The organism is Flavobacterium sp., from assembly GCF_025352425.1.
Taxonomy (GTDB): Bacteria; Bacteroidota; Bacteroidia; order Flavobacteriales; family Flavobacteriaceae; genus Flavobacterium.
Window position 1 is genome coordinate 1 of record NZ_JANXTI010000039.1, and the last position, 19,766, is coordinate 19,766.

At 36.9% G+C, this 19,766-nt stretch carries 18 protein-coding genes; 14 read left to right on the forward strand and 4 right to left on the reverse strand.

The window, feature by feature from the left end; translation table 11 throughout:
* Nucleotides 1–211: 211 nt before the first annotated feature.
* Both Q0Q99_RS05570 and Q0Q99_RS05575 read left to right on the forward strand, forming a co-directional pair.
* Complete coding sequence (locus Q0Q99_RS05570) at nucleotides 212–2,653, forward strand: TonB-dependent siderophore receptor (protein ID WP_293892670.1); 2,442 nt, start codon at nucleotides 212–214, stop codon at nucleotides 2,651–2,653.
* A 140-nt stretch (nucleotides 2,654–2,793) separates the two neighbouring features.
* Nucleotides 2,794–3,327, forward strand: a complete 534-nt coding sequence (locus tag Q0Q99_RS05575; RefSeq protein WP_293892673.1) for a hypothetical protein — start codon at nucleotides 2,794–2,796, stop codon at nucleotides 3,325–3,327.
* Between the two features lie 50 nt (nucleotides 3,328–3,377).
* On the opposite strand, the gene Q0Q99_RS05580 is transcribed toward Q0Q99_RS05575, so the two are convergent.
* Complete coding sequence (locus Q0Q99_RS05580) at nucleotides 3,378–3,728, reverse strand: 4Fe-4S dicluster domain-containing protein (RefSeq protein WP_293892676.1); 351 nt, start codon at nucleotides 3,726–3,728, stop codon at nucleotides 3,378–3,380.
* Nucleotides 3,729–3,788: 60 nt separating this feature from the next.
* Here Q0Q99_RS05580 and Q0Q99_RS05585 point away from each other — a divergent pair, with 60 nt between their 5' ends.
* The 5 genes from Q0Q99_RS05585 (at nucleotide 3,789) to Q0Q99_RS05605 (ending at nucleotide 8,015) form a co-directional block, all read left to right on the forward strand.
* On the forward strand, nucleotides 3,789–4,847 hold the full coding sequence (locus Q0Q99_RS05585; protein WP_293892679.1) for an acyl-CoA reductase: 1,059 nt from the start codon (nucleotides 3,789–3,791) through the stop codon (nucleotides 4,845–4,847).
* A 129-nt stretch (nucleotides 4,848–4,976) separates the two neighbouring features.
* Entirely contained in the window at nucleotides 4,977–6,068 is a 1,092-nt protein-coding gene (gene serC, locus Q0Q99_RS05590) for a 3-phosphoserine/phosphohydroxythreonine transaminase (protein ID WP_293892682.1), read from the forward strand.
* A gap of 97 nt (nucleotides 6,069–6,165) precedes the next feature.
* Nucleotides 6,166–7,128: a D-2-hydroxyacid dehydrogenase gene (locus Q0Q99_RS05595; protein ID WP_293892685.1), complete on the forward strand. Its 963-nt coding sequence runs from the start codon at nucleotides 6,166–6,168 to the stop codon at nucleotides 7,126–7,128.
* Between the two features lie 110 nt (nucleotides 7,129–7,238).
* Complete coding sequence (locus tag Q0Q99_RS05600) at nucleotides 7,239–7,667, forward strand: DUF6146 family protein (RefSeq protein WP_293892688.1); 429 nt, start codon at nucleotides 7,239–7,241, stop codon at nucleotides 7,665–7,667.
* Between the two features lie 30 nt (nucleotides 7,668–7,697).
* The gene (locus Q0Q99_RS05605) at nucleotides 7,698–8,015 is read left to right on the forward strand and encodes a DUF6787 family protein (protein ID WP_293892691.1); all 318 of its coding nucleotides are present in this window, start codon (nucleotides 7,698–7,700) and stop codon (nucleotides 8,013–8,015) included.
* A 36-nt stretch (nucleotides 8,016–8,051) separates the two neighbouring features.
* Here the strand turns inward: Q0Q99_RS05605 and folE are convergent, their stop codons facing one another.
* Both folE and Q0Q99_RS05615 read right to left on the reverse strand, forming a co-directional pair.
* On the reverse strand, nucleotides 8,052–8,723 hold the full coding sequence (gene folE / locus Q0Q99_RS05610; protein ID WP_293892694.1) for a GTP cyclohydrolase I FolE: 672 nt from the start codon (nucleotides 8,721–8,723) through the stop codon (nucleotides 8,052–8,054).
* Between the two features lie 173 nt (nucleotides 8,724–8,896).
* Nucleotides 8,897–9,190 carry a hypothetical protein gene (locus tag Q0Q99_RS05615; protein ID WP_293892697.1) on the reverse strand — a complete coding sequence of 98 codons (294 nt, stop codon included), beginning with the start codon at nucleotides 9,188–9,190 and terminating at the stop codon, nucleotides 8,897–8,899.
* 111 nt (nucleotides 9,191–9,301) lie between these two features.
* Between Q0Q99_RS05615 and Q0Q99_RS05620 the strand changes: the two genes are divergently transcribed.
* The 6 genes from Q0Q99_RS05620 (at nucleotide 9,302) to Q0Q99_RS05645 (ending at nucleotide 17,544) form a co-directional block, all read left to right on the forward strand.
* Nucleotides 9,302–9,961: an ABC transporter ATP-binding protein gene (locus Q0Q99_RS05620; RefSeq protein ID WP_293892700.1), complete on the forward strand. Its 660-nt coding sequence runs from the start codon at nucleotides 9,302–9,304 to the stop codon at nucleotides 9,959–9,961.
* Nucleotides 9,962–9,965: 4 nt separating this feature from the next.
* Nucleotides 9,966–11,660, forward strand: a complete 1,695-nt coding sequence (locus Q0Q99_RS05625; RefSeq protein WP_293892703.1) for a hypothetical protein — start codon at nucleotides 9,966–9,968, stop codon at nucleotides 11,658–11,660.
* Complete coding sequence (locus Q0Q99_RS05630) at nucleotides 11,653–12,417, forward strand: TIGR02757 family protein (protein WP_293892706.1); 765 nt, start codon at nucleotides 11,653–11,655, stop codon at nucleotides 12,415–12,417. The genes Q0Q99_RS05625 and Q0Q99_RS05630 overlap by 8 nt, the downstream gene beginning before the upstream one ends.
* A 131-nt stretch (nucleotides 12,418–12,548) precedes the next feature.
* Complete coding sequence (locus Q0Q99_RS05635) at nucleotides 12,549–14,063, forward strand: carboxypeptidase-like regulatory domain-containing protein (protein WP_293892709.1); 1,515 nt, start codon at nucleotides 12,549–12,551, stop codon at nucleotides 14,061–14,063.
* A gap of 136 nt (nucleotides 14,064–14,199) precedes the next feature.
* Nucleotides 14,200–15,375 carry a heparan-alpha-glucosaminide N-acetyltransferase domain-containing protein gene (locus Q0Q99_RS05640; RefSeq protein ID WP_293892712.1) on the forward strand — a complete coding sequence of 392 codons (1,176 nt, stop codon included), beginning with the start codon at nucleotides 14,200–14,202 and terminating at the stop codon, nucleotides 15,373–15,375.
* A gap of 114 nt (nucleotides 15,376–15,489) precedes the next feature.
* A complete protein-coding gene (locus tag Q0Q99_RS05645) occupies nucleotides 15,490–17,544 on the forward strand; it encodes a M3 family metallopeptidase (protein ID WP_293892715.1) in 2,055 nt (684 codons plus the stop codon).
* A gap of 22 nt (nucleotides 17,545–17,566) precedes the next feature.
* Here the strand turns inward: Q0Q99_RS05645 and Q0Q99_RS05650 are convergent, their stop codons facing one another.
* Nucleotides 17,567–18,025: a response regulator gene (locus tag Q0Q99_RS05650; RefSeq protein WP_293892717.1), complete on the reverse strand. Its 459-nt coding sequence runs from the start codon at nucleotides 18,023–18,025 to the stop codon at nucleotides 17,567–17,569.
* 375 nt (nucleotides 18,026–18,400) lie between these two features.
* On the opposite strand from Q0Q99_RS05650, the gene Q0Q99_RS05655 reads away from it, so the two are divergent.
* On the forward strand, nucleotides 18,401–19,744 hold the full coding sequence (locus Q0Q99_RS05655) for a DEAD/DEAH box helicase (protein ID WP_293892719.1): 1,344 nt from the start codon (nucleotides 18,401–18,403) through the stop codon (nucleotides 19,742–19,744).
* Nucleotides 19,745–19,766 lie beyond the last annotated feature (22 nt).

Consider the following 19,766-nt stretch of genomic DNA (forward strand, 5'->3'; position numbering starts at 1 on the left):
GTTTGTTTTGCGACTTCAAGATACTGAATTTCAGTATCTTGACCAATATTTAATCAATTTATTTTTACTTTAAATAATTACACCCAACGGGTAAGGTTTATATTGTTTTTAAAATCGTTAATAGAATTATTTATGTAGGGCTGAAATTATGTTAAATAATATATATATTGCAAGTACCAATTTTCAATAAATACTAACCAAACCAACATTTATGAAAAAAATTACTTTACTATTATTAATCGCTCCGATTTCGGTAGTTTTTGCCCAAAAAGAACCCAACGAAACAAAATCAGATACGACAAAAGTTCAGGAACTGCAGGAAGTTCAAATTGTAGGTTCCAGAAATGCTAAACGAACGGTCTTAAATTCCGCCGTACCTATTGACATCATTAATGTAAAAGATGTTACGACCCAGAGTGGGAAAATCGAAATCAATGAACTGCTTCAATATTTAGCACCATCCTTTAACGCCAATAAACAATCGGGGTCTGATGGCGCTGACCATGTTGATCCGGCTACACTTAGAGGTATGGGTCCCGACCAGACTTTGGTTTTAATCAATGGAAAAAGAAGACATCAATCGTCGTTAATCAATTTATTTGGAACACGTGGCCGCGGGAATACAGGAACCGATTTAAATGCGATTCCGGCGAGTGCTATCAAGAGAATCGAAATCCTGCGTGATGGTGCTGCGGCACAATATGGTTCGGATGCGATTGCCGGAGTAATAAATATTGTCTTAAATGACAATGTCAATGAATTCAATGGTTCGATAACTACGGGAATTTATAAGAATGATGCTGACGGCGATTTTCTTCCGGGAACGCCAAATACACCGGGTTATGAATTAGACCAAAACGGAAATGGAAATTCTTATGGTAAAGACCATAAATATGATGGATTTTCATTAAAAGCCGGCGCTAATTATGGCGTTAAACTTGGAAAAAGCGGATTTTTTAATTTAACGGGAGAATATTTATCCAAAGATAAAACCTTGCGTCCGGGTTTTGATTTCAGAAAAGGATTTGGCGAAGCCGAAATAAAAAGCTATAACGTAATGGCTAATCTGCAAGTACCGCTTACAAATAATATTGACTTTTATGCCTTTGGCGGAAGAAATGACAGAAATACGGATGCTTATGCCTTTACCAGGAATGATGGTGAGAGAGTTGTAGAGTCAATTTATCCTGGTGGTTATACGCCAAGGATTACTTCAAAAATCTTTGACAATTCAATCGCAGGAGGCTTTAAGGCTAATTTCATTGGGTGGAAAATTGATTTGAGCAATGCGTATGGTCAGAATGTTTTTGATTACACAATCAAAGGAACTTTAAATGCCAGTTTGGAAGATACTTCACCAACACAGTTTCATGCGGGTGGATTTAGATTAATTCAAAATACGACTAATCTTGATTTCTCAAAAAACTTTAAATCGGTTTTAAATGGATTAAACTTTGCTTTTGGTGGAGAGTACAGAGTAGAAAAATATGAAATTACTGCTGGTGAAATAGGTTCTTATGCAACTTATGATACTAATGGAGATCCTATTGTAGACCCTACAACACAATCTGCTCCTATTGACCCCGTTTCAGGAAATCCGAGACCTGGTGGTTCTCAAGGCTTTCCTGGATTCAGTCCGGATAATCAAGTTAACGAACGTAGACACAATATTGCTGGCTATGTTGATGCGGAACTGGATGTTTCTGACGAATTCTTGTTAGGAACTGCGCTTCGTTATGAGCATTACAGCGATTTTGGAAATACATTAAATCTTAAAATGGCGTATAAATGGAAAATGTGCGACCATGTAAGTCTGAGAGGTTCATTCAGCACCGGATTCAGAGCGCCATCGTTAGCTCAAATATATTTTAATACCAGTTTTACTAACTTTAATTCTACCGGCGCAACGGAAGTTTTATTAGCTGCAAACGGAAGCGCGGTTACTCAAGGTTTTGGCATTGATAAATTAAGAGAGGAAAAATCAAGAAATGGTTCTGTAGGGCTGACAGGTAAGTTCGGGAAATTTACTGCAACTGTCGATGGTTATTTAATTAATGTAAGCGACAGGATTGTACTAACCGGCTATTTTGACGCAACGGCCTTAAACCTAAACGTAGATTCCGCTCAATTTTTTGTGAATGGCGTAAGTACGGTAACTAAAGGCGTGGATATTGTTATGTCGTGGAAGAATTCTTTTGGAAGCTCTAAATTTGGAGCCACAGTGGTTGGAAATATTAATGATATGCAAGTTAGTCATGTGAATAACGGAGCATTGGATCAGGAAACCTTCTTTGGAGCGCGTGAGATTGCTTTCTTAAAAGCATCTGCGCCAAACAACAAGTTCGGTCTTAATCTGAACTATGAAAGAAAATGGTTTGATGCCGGTTTGTCTTTTACCCGATTCAGCAAAGTAATCCTTGTGGATTATGCAGGTGCGGATAACGTTTACAACCCGAAGATAGTAACCGATTTGACGCTTGGTTTCCAGTTAATCAAACAATTAAAATTAAGTTTGGGTAGTAACAATCTATTTAACATTTACCCGACGAAACAAGACGAATCCGGAAACACTGAAGCCGGTGGTTATTGGGATTCTGTACAAATGGGTTTTAGCGGCGCATACTACTATACCAGGCTTAGTCTCAAGTTTTAATAAATACAATAATCCAAAAAACCTGAGTAAACACTCAGGTTTTTTTATGCGAAAAATATAAATTTAACCTATAATTATGTAACACCTTTCTTGCAATGTAGCATTAGATTTGTAGATACTAATCATTAAATTTTATTATTATGAAAACTGCAATTTTAGGAGTGTTTGCTTTTCTGTTTTCGCTGAGCATTCAATCACAAAATCAAAACAAAAAAACTGAAACAGTTACCACAACAACCACTGTGAAAGACCATAAAGGGGAACACAAAGTTGTTAAAAAAGAAGAAATAAAACAGGTTCAGAATATAGAATTGAATGATGTTCAGCCTGGTACAAAAAACACCGAAATTCTATCGACACCGGTAAATATAACTGAAACTACTAAAGTTAGTATTGACGGTCAAGAAACAATAGTGGATGTTGACCATTCGGCTTTTTATTCAAGCAACGGTGAAAAATTTCAGGTCGCAGCCGACAAATCAGGTTATAAGGTAACCAATTATAACAATAAAGGTTTGTCGTTGTTAAGAAGAACCTCTAACAATAATTATATTTATAAAAATGACGGTAAGTTTTCAGTTGGTTATTTTGACTCAAACGGAAATTTAGTGTTAGAGACTTATGATGAAAAGACAGATACGATAACAAAAGAAGTATACAATCTACAAAAATAAATTAATCTACCTTAACGAAAAATCCTGAATTCACATTCAGGATTTTTTTATTACTCATTATGTAAAAAAGCTTGCCGATTGACTAGCGTTTCTTCACTCTCAATATGATTTTCGTCAGGCACACAACAATCTACAGGGCAAACGGCTGCACATTGTGGCTCTTCATGAAAACCCTTGCATTCGGTACATTTACCCGGAACTATATAATAAATATCATCAGAAATGGGCGTTTGTGCCGCGTCTGAATCTACTTCAGTGCCGTCTGGCAAAATTACTTTCCCATTAAGTTTGGTTCCATCCTTATATCTCCAATCGTCTGCACCTTCATAAATTGCAGTATTGGGACATTCAGGTTCGCAGGCACCACAGTTTATACATTCATCCGTTATAATGATAGCCATAGCTTATTTTTAATTATTTTTGCCCAAATTTACAATCAAAACCATTCTTAAGCAAATTAAATGAATTCTATTAACACAAAATTTCCTTTTGTAGCATTAGGAAAATTTTTAAACCAGTTCAATTTGAATGAACAAATTATGGATGCCAATGTGCTTCATAATGATTTGTATTTCGAAAAATTTAAAAACTTACTTGCGCTTTCCCAATCCCATAATGGATGGTTTACGCCGGAACAGGTTTACTTTGCTGTTCATTCCTGGGCAGAAGCTTTGACAGAAGATAATTTAAATAAATGGTTATCAAACTACGACTTATCCAATGTGAAGTCAAAAACAGTGGGTTTAATTCTTGCAGGAAACATTCCATTGGTTGGCTTTCACGATTTTCTTTCTGTGCTCATTACGGGTCATAAAGTATTGGTAAAAGCTTCTTCGAATGACCAACATCTGATACAGTTTGTGGCCAATTATATGATAAGTGTTGAGCCTAAACTTTCTTACTACATCTCATTTACCGATGGCAAATTAGAAAATTTTGATGCTATAATTGCCACAGGAAGTAACAATACCGCACGTTATTTTGAATTTTATTTTAAGGACAAACCATGTATCATTCGCAAAAATCGAAATTCAGTGGCGGTTTTAAACGGAAAAGAAACACAGAAGGATTTAGTGAATCTTGGGGAAGATATTTTCAGGTATTTCGGTTTGGGCTGTCGTAATGTTTCCAAACTTTTTGTGCCAAAAGACTATAGTTTTGAAAAGTTCTTTAAAGCCATTTATGAATACAAAGATGTTATTTTCTACGAAAAATATTCAAACAACTACGATTACAACAAAGCAGTTTTCCTGATGAGTAATTTTAAATTGCTGGATAATGAGTTCCTAACGCTAAAAGAAGACGTTAGCCACGCCTCGCCTATTTCTTCTGTGTTTTATGAATATTACGAAGACATTGCTGATTTGCAGACACGTTTGGCAAACGAAGCAGAGCAAATGCAGTGTATTGTTTCCAATAATTTAATCAGAAATTCAATTCCTTTTGGGCAAACCCAGCAGCCAAAACTTTGGGATTATGCTGATAATGTGGATACTGTCCAATTTTTAGCATCTTTGTGATATTCCAAACAATTGTTATAAACTATAACGTTTTCGTTAATAACATCGTTTAATTATTGCGGAATTCTAATCGCTTTTTAAAAAGCCGTTTACGAAATTTGCAACTCAATTTATTAGAAATCTGTCACCATGAAAAAACATAATTACAGCGCTGGTCCATGCATTTTGCCACAAGAAGTATTTGAAAAATCAGCACAAGCCGTATTAAATTTTAATAATTCTGATTTATCTATTCTTGAGATTTCGCACAGAAGCAAAGATTTTGTTGCTGTTATGGATGAAGTGAGAGCGTTGGCTTTAGAACTTTTGGGATTGGAAGGAAAAGGATATCAGGCTTTGTTTTTACAAGGTGGTGCCAGTTTAGAGTTTTTGATGGTACCGCAAAACCTGATGAAAGTTGACGGTAAAGCTGCTTATCTAGACACAGGAACTTGGGCAAACAATGCTATTAAGGAAGCCAAACTTTTTGGCGAAACAGTTATAGTTGCTTCTTCAAAAGAGCAAAATTACAATCATATTCCAACCGATTACATTATTCCTGCCGACACAAGTTATTTTCACTGCACGAGTAACAATACCATTTTTGGAACCCAAATGAAATCATTTCCGAATACCGACATTTCTGTGATTTGTGATATGAGTTCTGATATATTTTCAAGAAGTTTAGACTTTACGCAATTCGATTTGATTTATGCTGGTGCGCAGAAAAATATGGGTGCAGCCGGAACGACATTGGTTGTTGTAAAAGAAGAAATCTTAGGTAAATCAGGAAGAACTATTCCGAGTATTTTGGATTATGAAAAACATATCAAGGCAGAAAGCATGTATAATACGCCTGCGGTTTTCGCTGTTTACACTTGTCTTTTAACTTTACAATGGTTGAAAAACATGGGCGGAATTGCTGCTGTTGAAAAAATCAACGACGCTAAAGCAAACCTGCTTTATAATGAAATAGACAGAAATTCTTTATTCATTGGAACTGCCGATAAAAAAGACCGAAGCAATATGAACGCAACGTTCTTATTGGTTGACGAAAAGAACCAGGAAACCTTTGACAAGATGTGGAAAGAAGCCGGAATTTCAGGTATTGCAGGCCATCGTTCTGTTGGTGGTTACCGTGCCTCAATGTATAATGCGTTGCCATTAGAAAGTGTTCAGGTTTTGGTTGATGTTATGAAAAAACTGGAGGAAGTTGTAAAACAAAACGAAGTTACAGTTTAAATAGATCGCCCTAGCCCGGATTGAAGCAAGCTACCGTGTAGCGCGGAAAGCCGGAATAGCTCCTAAAAATTCAAAATTTATAATTTAAAATAACAGCATGAAAGTATTAGCCAATGACGGAATTTCCAACAGCGGAATTAAAGCGTTAGAGAAAGGTGGTTTTGAAGTGATTACAACTAAAGTTGCCCAGGAACAGGTAGCCAATTATATCAATGAGCACAAGATTTCGGTAATTATTGTGAGAAGTGCTACCAAAGTTCGCCAGGAAATTATTGATAATTGTCCGAGTCTGAAAATCATTGGTCGTGGTGGCGTTGGTATGGATAATATCGACGTTGAGTATGCTCGCAGCAAAGGTTTGCATGTTATTAATACGCCGGCTTCTTCTTCTGAAAGTGTGGCCGAATTAGTATTTGCACATTTGTTTACGGGTGTTCGTTTTCTTCAGGATGCCAATAGAAATATGCCTTTGGAAGGCGATACCAACTTTGATGGCCTGAAAAAAGCATATGCCAACGGAATCGAATTACGTGGCAAAACTTTAGGAATTGTTGGTTTTGGACGCATTGGCCAAGCAGTAGCAAAAATGGCGTTAGGCCTTGGAATGAAAGTTATAGCCGCTGATAAATATGTTGACAATGCCGAAGTAAAAGTAGATTTCTACAACGGGCAATTCATCAACGTTGAGTTTATAACTGAACCTATGGAAGACATTTTCAAACATGCTGATTTTATTACACTTCACGTTCCGGCACAAGATGGTTATGTGATTGGTGTAGCAGAGTTTGCACAGATGAAAGATGGTGTAGGTATTGTTAACTGTGCTCGTGGTGGCGTTATTGATGAAGTAGCCTTAATTGAAGCGTTGGATTCAGGAAAAGTATTATTTGCAGGGTTGGATGTTTTTGAAAACGAACCAACACCAGAAATTCAGATATTAATGCATCCGAAAATATCCCTGACACCACATATCGGTGCAGCGACTTTGGAAGCACAGGACAGAATTGGAACAGAACTTGCTGAACAAGTTATCAGCCTTCTGAAAGCTGAAAAAGTATAATAAAACATTACAAAATGTTCTGAAAACCACCTGTTTAACGTGATTTTTTATTTGTTAAAATTGCAACAACCGTTCTTTGTTTTTCGTAATTTTATGCAAACTAAACAGCGATGAAAATTATTGTGCCGTTACTTTTAATTGTTCTATTGGCTTCCTGTCACTTTGATAAGAATATTGCATCAAAAGCGAAAACTCCTGATTCCAAAATCTCTAAAGATGTTGTCAGAATAGCAAATGATTCACTGGAATACGAGGTCATTATTATGGATTCCGGGTTTAGCAGCTGGATTGCGGGGCGTGCAAAACCTAGAGGCTTCTACTCAGAAAGCTACCTGGAAAGTAAAAATCAACAATATGTAAGCGAATGGAATAATAGGGTTTTACAGCCCGAACGCTATCGTAACTTGTATGAAATGCAAATTAATTACGATAGGAACATTCATTATGGTTATGAGGTAAATTATCTGATTTACAATTACATGGTTTATTTTCAAATTACCAACAATCAACAACTGGCCGGATTTGTTCCAAATCAATAAATTGAGTAGTTTTGTGGAGCTATAACTATCATGGGTAACTTCAAAGAACGCTGGAACATCAAATCAAATTGGCAATTGTTTGTCATTATTGTTGTATTTGCGATTACGGGTTCAAGTGCTGCCTTTCTCTCTAAACCTATCCTTGCCCTCTTTGGAATTAGTAAAAATACAGCATCCGCATGGGAATATTACCCTTTATACATCATACTTATCTTTCCTATTTATCAATTATTGCTGGTTAGCTTTGGATTCTTATTCGGACAGTTCACTTTCTTTTGGGCGTTCGAAAAGAAAATCCTTAGAAGCTGTGGTTTTGGTTTTCTTTTAAAAAAAGAAAATCCCGAATAAATTCGGGATTTCTAAAAACATAACAACTAATAACTTTTATTTTTCTTGTTTAATTAAATTAAAGAAATCATTGCGATTTTCTTTATCATTAAAAATCCCACCATATTGTATTGTAGAAGTAAAGCTACTTTCGTCTTTAATCCCCCGACTTGATACACATAGGTGTTTGGCTTCCATTACCACAATCACATCATCCGTTTTTAATACGGATTTTAATTCGTTGAAAATATGCATAATCAAGCGCTCTTGTACCTGTGGTCTGCGAGAATAGTAATCAACAATTCTATTCAATTTAGACAAACCAATTACTTTTCCACTCGAAACATAGCCAATGTGAGCTTTACCAATAATCGGTAAAAAATGATGTTCACAAGTAGAATTAAAACTAATATTGGCTTCAACCAGCATTTTATCATAATGATACAAGTTATCAAAAACAGATATTTTAGGCTTATTCGCGGGGTTCAATCCAGAGAATATTTCTTCTATAAACATCTTCGCCACCCTATGAGGCGTTCCTCTTAAACTGTCATCGGTCATATCTAAACCAATCTCTTCCATTATTGAATGAAAATGCTTTTCGATTGATACCATTTTGTCTTTGTCCGATTTGCTGAAAGCGTCTAATCTTAATGGTGTTTCCCCGGAAGTCATTTGATGGTTGTCGCCCATCAATTCGTATATTTCTTTTTCAATTGAAGTGTTCATAAGAATATTTTTTGTTTAACAAATTTATATAATTATTAAACAAAAATATATAATTAACACAACTTTATATATTATTCAAGCATAAATAAAAACTATACTATTCTTAATGAAAGAATAGGCTTCGGGCTGGGGCTTAATATTCATTTGCCAAATGGTGTGAAAGAAGCTAATCATCATTCTTCACCATTAATCACATACACGTAAAACCAGGTTAGCGTAAAAGTTGGAATAAAGTCAACCACTGGAAGAAGCTCTTCAGCAAAATCAATGATACCTGCCATTTTGCCTGTTTTGCCTTTGTACATTGAGGCTAATATCAGTCCGGAAATGGGTGCCCAAATCCATCCTAAGGGCGGAAATAATGTTGGGCACATTCCTATTAAGTCGAAAACAATACCAAGGTACAGTTTGGTTTTCTTTGCTGATTTGGAAGTTTTAGTGACTCCTATGGTTTTTGCTTTATACATTTTATTTTAATTTATAAAACGTTTATACAAATCTAATGCCGTAGTTCAAAAGATGGACAAAGAGTTAGTTAATAAAAGAATATCTTTGTTCCTTTGTTAAAAATACATTCCATGATTATTGCCAAAAATATCCATAAATACTACGATACTTTACATGTTTTAAAAGGTGTCGATTTGCATATCAGACAAGGCGAAATTGTGTCTATAGTTGGTGCTTCCGGTGCCGGAAAAACTACTTTGTTACAAATTCTTGGAACTTTGGATAATCCAAAAAAAGAAAATGATACATCACTTGAAATAAATGGAGAAAACATATTGATAATGAAAGACAAAGCATTATCTAAGTTTAGAAATACGCATCTTGGTTTTATATTTCAATTTCATCAATTATTGCCCGAGTTTACCGCTTTAGAGAACGTCTGCATTCCTGCTTTTATTGCCGGTAAAGAAAAGGCACCAACTGAAGTCGAGGCAAAAAAATTATTGGATTATCTAGGCTTATCGGAAAGAATACATCATAAACCCAATGAACTTTCCGGCGGTGAACAACAACGTGTGGCTGTAGCCCGTGCGTTGATTAACAAACCCGATGTTATTTTTGCCGACGAGCCTTCGGGAAATCTGGATACCGCTTCAGCAGAGAACCTTCATCAGTTATTTTTTAAATTACGAGATGAATTTGGGCAAACCTTTGTCATAGTTACCCACAACGAGGTTTTTGCCAATATGGCGGACCGGAAGCTGGTCATGAAAGATGGACTAATCGTTTGACGATATGATACTAATTCTATTTAGTTGGCTTTATATATTTTTTACGGCATCTAGCTTTGGTATTGCCTTTTCCAAATCGTTAGGTATCAAGCAATGCGATGTTGTCGTAACTTCTATTTTAGGATTGTTTTCAATAACACTTTTGGCTACTGTTTGGGCTTTCTTTGGCCCTATTTCTATATCGTTTCATGCTTTGTTACTAGGGCTGTCAATTCTTTTTTGGTACCGCAACCAGGCTGACTTTATTTCAGTTTGGCTAACTGCAGTGTCCAAAATCAAATCATTCTCATTTTCTATCAGAATTTTGTTTGCTGTCAGCAGTTTGTTACTACTTGCCCAAAGCGCTACCTTGCCCTTTATAATTGATAACGAGAGCTATTATATCCAAACCGTTAAATGGCTCAACGAGTATGGTTTTGTCAAAGGATTAGCCAACCTGCATTTGTTTTTCGGACAGGCGAGCGGTTGGCACATTACCCAGAGCGTTTATAGCTTTTCGTTTGTGTATGACCGGCTTAATGATTTAAATGGGTTTTGCATGCTGCTGTTGAATTTCTTTGCGTTTCAAAAACTGCATTCCTATTTTACAAAAGGCAACCGAATCGATTTACTCTTTGGTCTGCTGCCATTAACATATGCGTTCCTGTTTCAATTTATCAGTGCGCCTTCACCTGATTTCCCGGTATATGTTTTTGCGTTTATAATGTTTTCAATGTATCTCCAAAATGAGGTTACCAAAGACACTTTCATTATCATTACCATTTTGACAATATTTGCCGTTTATATAAAAGTTACAGCGGTTGTTTTACTGCTTTTTCCTTTGGTTTTGCTGCTAAAACACTTTGCTGTTTTAAAAAAACAACTGCTTTCACTAATCTGCATTGGCAGTTTGGTTTTACTCTTATTTGTTTTGAAAAATACCATGCTCACAGGCTATCCTTTGTTTCCGTTGCTTTGCTTCCGAATGAACGACTTAGATTATACGGTTCCATCTTTGATTATGGATTACTTCTTTAGCAAAAACATGATGAATTCTTTCTATATTCCGAACAACGCGTATGATAGCACATCCCTGTTGGATATAGTTAAACATTACTTTTTATACAATGGAATGACGGGTTATATTGGTATTGCGTCACTGTTCATACTATTGGTTACGCCAATTGTTATCTTGAAAAAGCAGTTACCAAAAGCACTTTTGACCATTTATGCCGCTTTTTTGTTATTGGCAGTTTTGTTGTGCTTTAGTTCGCCCCAATACCGCTTTTATGTTTACTTCACACTGTTCTTTTTGTTGTTGTTCTTGTCTTTGTGGATTAACAACCCAAAATGGATACTCCGTTTCTATGTACTAAGTATGTTCGCGGTTGGAGTTATAGTCTTTATACCATTATCTTTTGGAACCCTGACTGCAAATGCAACACTGACTCAAAACAGCACCTTTCATTTAAAGAACATTGTTATTCCGGAACCAAACTCAAAATGGAAGCAGGAATACAAAGGCGCAAGCGTTGGAAACATGTCCTATCATTCCCCTGTTGATACTTCTTTTTTTTGGGTAACCAGCAATGGACAATTGCCTTGTGTAAGCGATGTACAGGTAAAATATTTTGAAACTGGCTTTTTTTATATTCCGCAACAGCGAAGCACCGATTTAAATGATGGGTTTTATAGCCAGAAAGTTAGCGGACATGAATAAGACTGAACTCATGGAATTCCTCGACGAGAAAGTACTTCAATACAATACCACAACTTTTATTGATAGCGACCCGATTCAGATTCCACATCAGTTCTCACTAAAGGAAGACATTGAGATAGCCGCTTTTTTAACAGCAACAATTTCATGGGGCAACCGAAAGATGATTATTAGCAACAGCAAACGAATGATGGCTATGATGGGCGATTCACCCTATGATTTTGTGATGAGCCACACCGATGCCCAATTGCAAAAGGCAGAAGGTTTTGTACATCGCACATTTAACAGCGAAGACTTTAAGACCTTTATCAAAGCACTGCAGCATATTTATGCTACTCATAACGGGCTGGAAATGGCTTTCGCCAAAAACCAGCAACCCTTATCGATGCAGCCCGCCATAGCCGAATTCAAAAAACTGTTCTTTGCAGTTTCCCATCAGCGCCGAACCATGAAACATGTTTCCGATCCTATGCAGGGCTCTGCTGCAAAACGTATTAATATGTTCCTTCGATGGATGGTTCGGCAGGATCAGAACGGAGTTGACTTTGGTATCTGGAAAAGCATTTCTCCCGCAGCACTTTCCTGTCCGTTAGATGTTCACTCAGGGAATGTGGCAAGAAAACTTGGTTTGCTTACGCGAAAGCAAAACGATGGCAAAGCATTGGCTGAACTAGATGCAGCTTTACGCATACTCGATGCTAATGACCCTGTGAAATATGACTTTGCGCTGTTTGGCTTAGGGGTGTTTGAAGGATTTTGAGAAAAGAAAATAGCCTTTCGACAGCACTCAGTGTGACAATAAAGAAAATAAAATAAATTATTTGTCTTTAAAAAGTAAAGTATTTTACTTACATTCGTAAAATTGCTCTTTACTAATCTAACTTTATCATTATGCAAAAAAAACTTTTTACAATCCTCTCCATCATGCTTAGCATTCAGGCAGGCATAGCACAAAACATTACGGGGAAAATTGTTGATGCTAAAACCAACGAAAGCATTCCTTATGCAAATATAACTATCAACCATTCGGAAAATGTGGTTTCTAATGCCGAAGGTTATTTTACCATTTCCGAAAGTAACAGCAGCGATTCTTCTACCATTGACTTTTCCTACCTAGGGTATCAAAATCGTAAAATGACTGTAAAAGAACTCAAAGATAATCAACTGATTGTTTCCCTTGAAGCCGGTATTGTCGAGCTCGAGAATGTCAATGTCTCCAATATAAAACCCGACGCAGTAAGCATAATGGCAGAAGTAAAAAAGCATTTAAACCAACATTATAAAAGCGAACTCCAACCCACAAAAAATAAAGTTTTTTTCAGGGAAACCCAATCATTAAAGCCTTCGATATTGAATTTTGATATCGAAAAGTCAACAGGTTTTACCAAGGAAGCTTTAAAATCTGTAAACAGCCAGATGAGAAGCTTTACCGCTAAGATAATCTCCCATCCGCCGGTGATATTCAGCGACATGCTTAGTAATTATTACACCGTCACAAAGAAAAAAGAAGACAAACTAGTATTTTCATCCAAACTCGATGTTATCAAAGCTACCCGACTTAAGGATGAAAGTAATTCGTCGTCTCTTGACGATTTAGAGGAAAAATCAAAAAACCTGTTCCTGCAGCATTTAGACACTACTAAATATTATCGGGTTAAAAGCGGTTGGTTTGGTTCGCACGATACTATTTCGTTGCGTAAAGATTTCCATAAGAAAAAGAGACCAAGCCAGGTGACCAATTCCAAATCGGACCTTAACTCATTTATTTCTCAAAACAATTTTCTCTACAGCGACAAGCTTAATTTTGTCAACAAGCCCGAAATGTATGACTATACATATGAAGGAGTCGTCTATTCAAAAGACCATGAATTTGTATATGTACTCTCATTCAGGCCACGCAAAAGCAAAGCAATATATACCGGAAAACTCTATATTTCTGAAAGCGATTATGCCGTATTACGTGCTGATTACACCTTAGCGGAAGGTGAAAAAGTAAGTGGGTTTAATATGAAATTCCTCCTCGGAATAAAATCATCTGAAAACTTTAGTAAAGGAACCATCATCTATAAACCAAACCCTTCAGGTAACGGATATTACCTTCAATATGCCACGTTGGAAACAGGGATGTATATTTATATTAACCGACCTATAAAATTTATTGAACTAGCTGATACGGAAAGAGACGTTTTGGCTATTAACCTTAAAATTGAAACCAATATGAACAGCAAAAAAGAATACCTGAACATACTAAAATCTGAAACTACTGATGCAGGCATAGAGGCGGTAAAAGAAGAAGAATTTAAATACTTGCAGCTCAGACGCTACGATCCGAAAATATGGAAAGATTACGGTGCCATTGAACCTTTGGAAGAGATGAAACAATTTCAGGCCAGTGATCAATTATAAAAGTGGACTTATTATTTTTTACTAAACAAAAAGTGAAATATAAATCCGGAGAGCACTTTAAAGTATTTTATATATATTTACTAAAACAATCCCCATGTCGTTGCAACTAACCTAGTTAACCACTAACCAAAACCAAATGACGACAACACTAACCAAGTACCGCATTGAATCTATTGATTTGTTAAAAGGATTGGTCATGGTAATCATGGCTTTAGACCATACCCGGGATTATTTTCACTATTCGGCTATGATGTTTGACCCAACGGATCCTACCCACTCCACTTTACCCATCTTTTTTACCCGGTTCATAACCCATTTTTGTGCGCCTACTTTTAGTTTCCTCGCGGGAATGTCAGCCTTTATGGTTGGGAAGCGAAAATCAAAAAGTGAATTATCCGGTTTCTTACTCAAACGTGGGATATGGCTGGTTATCATTGAAATGACTATTGTTAACTTTTCGTGGTTTTTTGATGTCCAATTTCGGAATCCGGCACTGTTGGTTATTTGGGCATTAGGAATCAGCATGATTGCACTTTCGGCTTTGATTCATTTACCACGAAAAGCTATCTTTTGGTTTAGCATTATATTGATTGCAGGTCATAATCTATTGGACAGTATCCATTTTCAGGGCAACCTGCTTTGGAATATATTCCACGAACCGGGCGGAGCGCCAATAGACAAAGAACATTTCTTTTTTGTGGCTTATCCGCTTATTCCGTGGATTGCAGTTATGTCCTTGGGTTACTATTTTGGCGGTTTTTATAACGCTGACTTTGGTCAGGAGAAAAGAAGAAAGCTCTTCAATACCATCGGATTTTCTGCTCTAGGGCTTTTTGTACTCCTTCGTTTCGCGAACATTTATGGCGATGCTGTTCCTTTTACAGATTATGGTAATGTTTCTAAGGATTTGATTTCTTTTTTTAATCCGTCAAAATACCCGCCATCATTTGATTATCTCTTGATGACTTTAGGGGTTGCCCTGATATTTCTTGCCAATTCTGAAAACTGGAAAGGCAGGCTGGTTAACTTCTTTTCTGTCTTTGGCAGAGTTCCTTTTTTCTATTATATCATACATATTTATGTCATTCACCTGGCGGCGATGCTGTATGCCCAAGTTACAGGCTATGGCGCGGAGAAATTAATACTCGAAGGATGGATAACTGAATTGCCAAGAATGAGGGAGTATGGACTTGCCCTGATATGGGTATATACCATCTGGATTGGCATCATCCTGTTGTTATATCCTCTTTGTAAATGGTTTGACGGTTATAAGCAGGCTCATAAGGATAAGTGGTGGTTGAGTTATTTATAATTACACATCCGACCAAGTGGTTTGTCGATGTTAATGATTTCCATTATCTAAAAAACCATTATCTTTAGCGGCATTAAAATTGCTATGCCACTTTCACAAAATAAATACAATACAATGTCTTTAAAAAATGCCCTGCTTTACGTAACGCTTCCCATTTGTTTATTTTCAGTCAACAGTTTTTCCCAGTCCGCTATGAAAGCACCTGCCAACCCATTCCTTGTAGGCAGTAATGTTGTTGTTGACTATTCCAACGTAACTTCAAAAGATGTCGTAGGTTATGCCAATCATACCCTTAAAGAGGTAGCTTCGATGGTTGCCACAATAAAAAAACAAAAATCGTCGACTTTCAAGAATGTTTTTGGCACCATGGATGAGATTAAGAACAAAATTGGTACAACAAGCAATAACTGCTTTATGATGTATTGGGTTTCTACCGATGCCACTATCCGTGAGAAAGGCTTAGCCAGTTATCAATTACTGGATTCACTGTCGACAGCACTTTATTCCGATAAAGGAATCTATGACAGGATGATCAAGTTTAAAAAGTCGGCAGACTATAAAAAGTTAACAGGAAATAAAAAGCTTTTGGTAGCCAACATGATAGAAGGGTTTGAGCGTTCCGGTGTTAATCTGGATAAAGATAGATTAGCGCGGGTAAAAACGCTGTTTAAGGAAATAAGCGAACTCTCATCGGCCTATTCAAGCAACATGAATTCATCCAATGAGATTTTGACGTTGGACGAAAAAGGCGCTGCGGGACTTCCTGAGAATTTTAAAAACAACTACAAAACTGCGGAAGGAAAGTATGACATTCCGATAATAAATGCTACCAGCGAAACCGTGATGAGCAACGCCTCGCTTGAAGCTACCAGAAAGGCGTACTATAATAAGTTTTATAGCCGGGCCGCAGATAAAAATATGGACATCCTGGATAATCTTGTAAAAAAGCGTGATGAGCTCGCGAAGCTTATGGGATATCCAACCTATGCCGCTTTTGCCCTTGTTCCGAAAATGGCAGGCACACCGAAGAATGTTTGGGATTTTCTAAACGATTTGATAAGTCGTTCCAAACAAAAAGCCAAAAGCGATGTGGCACTTTTAGACATTGAAAAGAAAGTAGAAACGACCAATCAGGAAACCAAACTGCAACCATGGGACATTGCTTTCTATAAAAATCAAATAATTAAAAAACAGTATCAGATTAATAACGAAGAGCTACGGGATTATTTTCCTATGCAACAATGCCTCAAAGGGATGATGGACATTTATCAGCAGCTATTGGGATTCGAATTCAGAAAAGTTAACAATCCTACTGTTTGGCATGAAGAAGTAGAAATGTATGAAGTATATGAAAGTGGAAAATTAAAAGGACGCTTTTATCTGGACTTATTTCCGCGGCCAAATAAAGAAACCTGGTTTTATGGAGTTAACATTGTTTCGGGGAAAGGAAAAGAACTACCTGTAGCAATGCTGCTGGGCAACTTCACTAAACCAACTAAAACGCAGCCTTCGCTGTTAAGTCAAAAGGAATTAAAAACACTTTTCCATGAGTTTGGACATATTATGAACATGATGTCCTACCATGGAGAATTTTCGTCCCAACAGGAATCAAAAGCCGACTTCACAGAAGCCATGTCACAGATATTTGAGAACTGGGTTTTGGATTATGGCATCGTAAGTTCGTTTGCAAAAAACTATAAGACAGGTGAAACGCTGCCACAGGCAACTTTTGATAAAATGCTGCAATCCAAAAAAGTAGGGTCAGGTTTGGCTGCTATACAAATGCTGCAACGTTGTTTGTACGATATGAATTTGTATGACAAATACAATGCTGCTGCTCCTATGCCAACAGATGACATTTGGAAACTAACTAATAAACAATTGGATGTCATGGATTTCTATGGACCGGAAACGCACTATCAGGCAAACTGGATTCATGTGAATACACATCCGGTATACATGTATGGCTATTTATGGTCAGAAGTTTATGCGCTCGATATGTTTACCCAATTTGAAAAGAATGGACTTAAAGACACTAAAACCGGAGTAAGATATCGTGAATTAATCCTAGCCAACGGTACCCAAAGGGATATTGTAAAAGCGGTTGAGGAATTTTTGGGAAGAAAGTCCGATAATAAAGCTTACATCAAAAGCCTAGGACTGGAATAGCATAACTTACAGCTGAATAGAATTACGAGCCTGAATAATTTACAACGAAGTTCCTTTTGTTCTTAATGCGTTTTTTCCAATTGCCCTGAAGTGCATCAGAAATAACTTCTTTTAATTTGGGAAAACGTGATGGCTTTACATAGTAGCAGCTGGCACCATTCTTATAGGCTTCATCAACGTATTGCGGATGTGAATACGTACTCAGCACTACAATCTTCAGGTTCTGAATCTTATTCGAAGCTTTTAATTTTTTAAGGCACTCGAGTCCGCTGAATTTGGGCATATCCATATCAAGAAAAATGATATCAGGCTTTGGTATTTCGGGATTATCCAATGTTTCCATTAATGTAAAACAGCTGGAGATTTCCGTAAGGCGGGCGCTTTCGTCAACTTGTGAAAGTGCTTCAGAAAATAGTTCCCTGTCTTCCGCATCATCGTCTACTAAAAAAATGTTTCGGGGGTTGGTTTGAGTCTGTGTCATGACTTTGAATTTTATATTGCAGAAGTAAAACGAAAGTTTAAAAATCTGCAAAGCCGTGACTTTGTAAATCCGTAAAGGGGCGAATTAAGTCCCATAAAGGGTTAAACAACTCGAAGATAATCATTAAAATTCACCAATAGTGTTCATTATTTGTATATTTATTCTTAAATATTTTAAGATTTATCATTTATCCAGCTTAAGTAGTAGCTAACATCTTTATTTATATTTTGTAAGAAAAAAAACAAAATGGTTTTTCTCACGTTTACCTTTTATCTTTCATGAAACCAATGATTTAAAATACTAAATCTGAAATACCTATCTTTGTGCCACCTAAGACCAAGATTGGTCTAACGGATGAAATAAATTACAATCCCAATGAACACTTTCGAGCAGTTTAATCTTCCAAAATCATTACAAAAAGCCATTGACGAATTAGGACTAACCACTCCTACTCCTATTCAGGCGAAATCCTTTTCGGTGATTATGTCGGGGCGCGATGTGATGGGAATTGCACAGACAGGAACAGGGAAAACCTTTGCTTATCTGCTGCCAATACTAAAACAATGGAAGTTTGTTGCTACTGATACACCACGAATAGTCATTCTGGTTCCCACACGAGAGCTTGTTGTACAGATAGCCGCAGAAGTTGAGAAACTCACAAAATACATGTCGGTTAGGACGTTAGGCGTTTATGGAGGCGTGAACATTAATACACAAAAGAAATCCGTTTATCAGGGAATTGATGTTTTGGTAGGAACTCCTGGTCGTGTAATGGATTTGGCTCTGGATAATGTAATCCGTTTTGACAGCCTTCAAAAACTGGTGATCGACGAGTTTGACGAAATGCTAAACTTAGGTTTCCGTACACAGGTTACTTCCATCCTATCGATGCTAAAGAATAAACGTCAGAACATATTGTTCTCGGCAACCATGACCGATGAAGTAGATGATATGCTTGAGGATTATTTTGAATTGCCCGAAGAGGTTACTTTGGAAAAATCGGGAACGCCATTAGAGAAAATAGAACAGCTGGGATATTTTGTGCCTAACTTTTTGACAAAGATAAACCTGATTGTAGAATTGCTGAAAGACGACGTTTTAGAAAGAGTATTACTTTTTGTAAACAATAAAAAAACGGCGGATCTACTGGCAGTCAAGCTGGAAGAAATTTATCCGGAGCAATTTGGAATTATCCATTCCAACAAATCACAGAATTACCGTCTGCAAACTATGGCGTCTTTTCAGAATGGAGAAATCAGGGGAATTGTCACTACGGATGTAATGGCAAGAGGTTTGGATATTTCAGATGTGACACACGTTATAAACGTTGAGTTTCCCGAAGTGCCCGAACAATATATTCACAGGATTGGTCGTACAGGCCGTGCCGATAAATCGGGGATTGCCATTAGTTTGATTGGTCCGCATGAACAGGAAATACAGATAGAAGCAGAAATGCTGATGGAAAAGGAAATCAAGATTTTAGCTGTGCCTGTAGATGTAGAAGTCGCTACCCGCCTATTGGAATTTGAAAAAGACAGAAAGAAAATGAAAGTCATTTTAAAAACCAACAAACTGGAAGGTGGCGCCTCATTTCATGAAAAGGCAAAGAAGAATACAAAAGTGAACCTCGGCGGTCCGTCTAAAACAAAGAAAAAAACAGGGACATCAGTTAATAGAAATATTTTGAAAACCAGAGCGGCGAAAAAGAAGAAGAAATAGACACAGTTGACAGTATTATTTA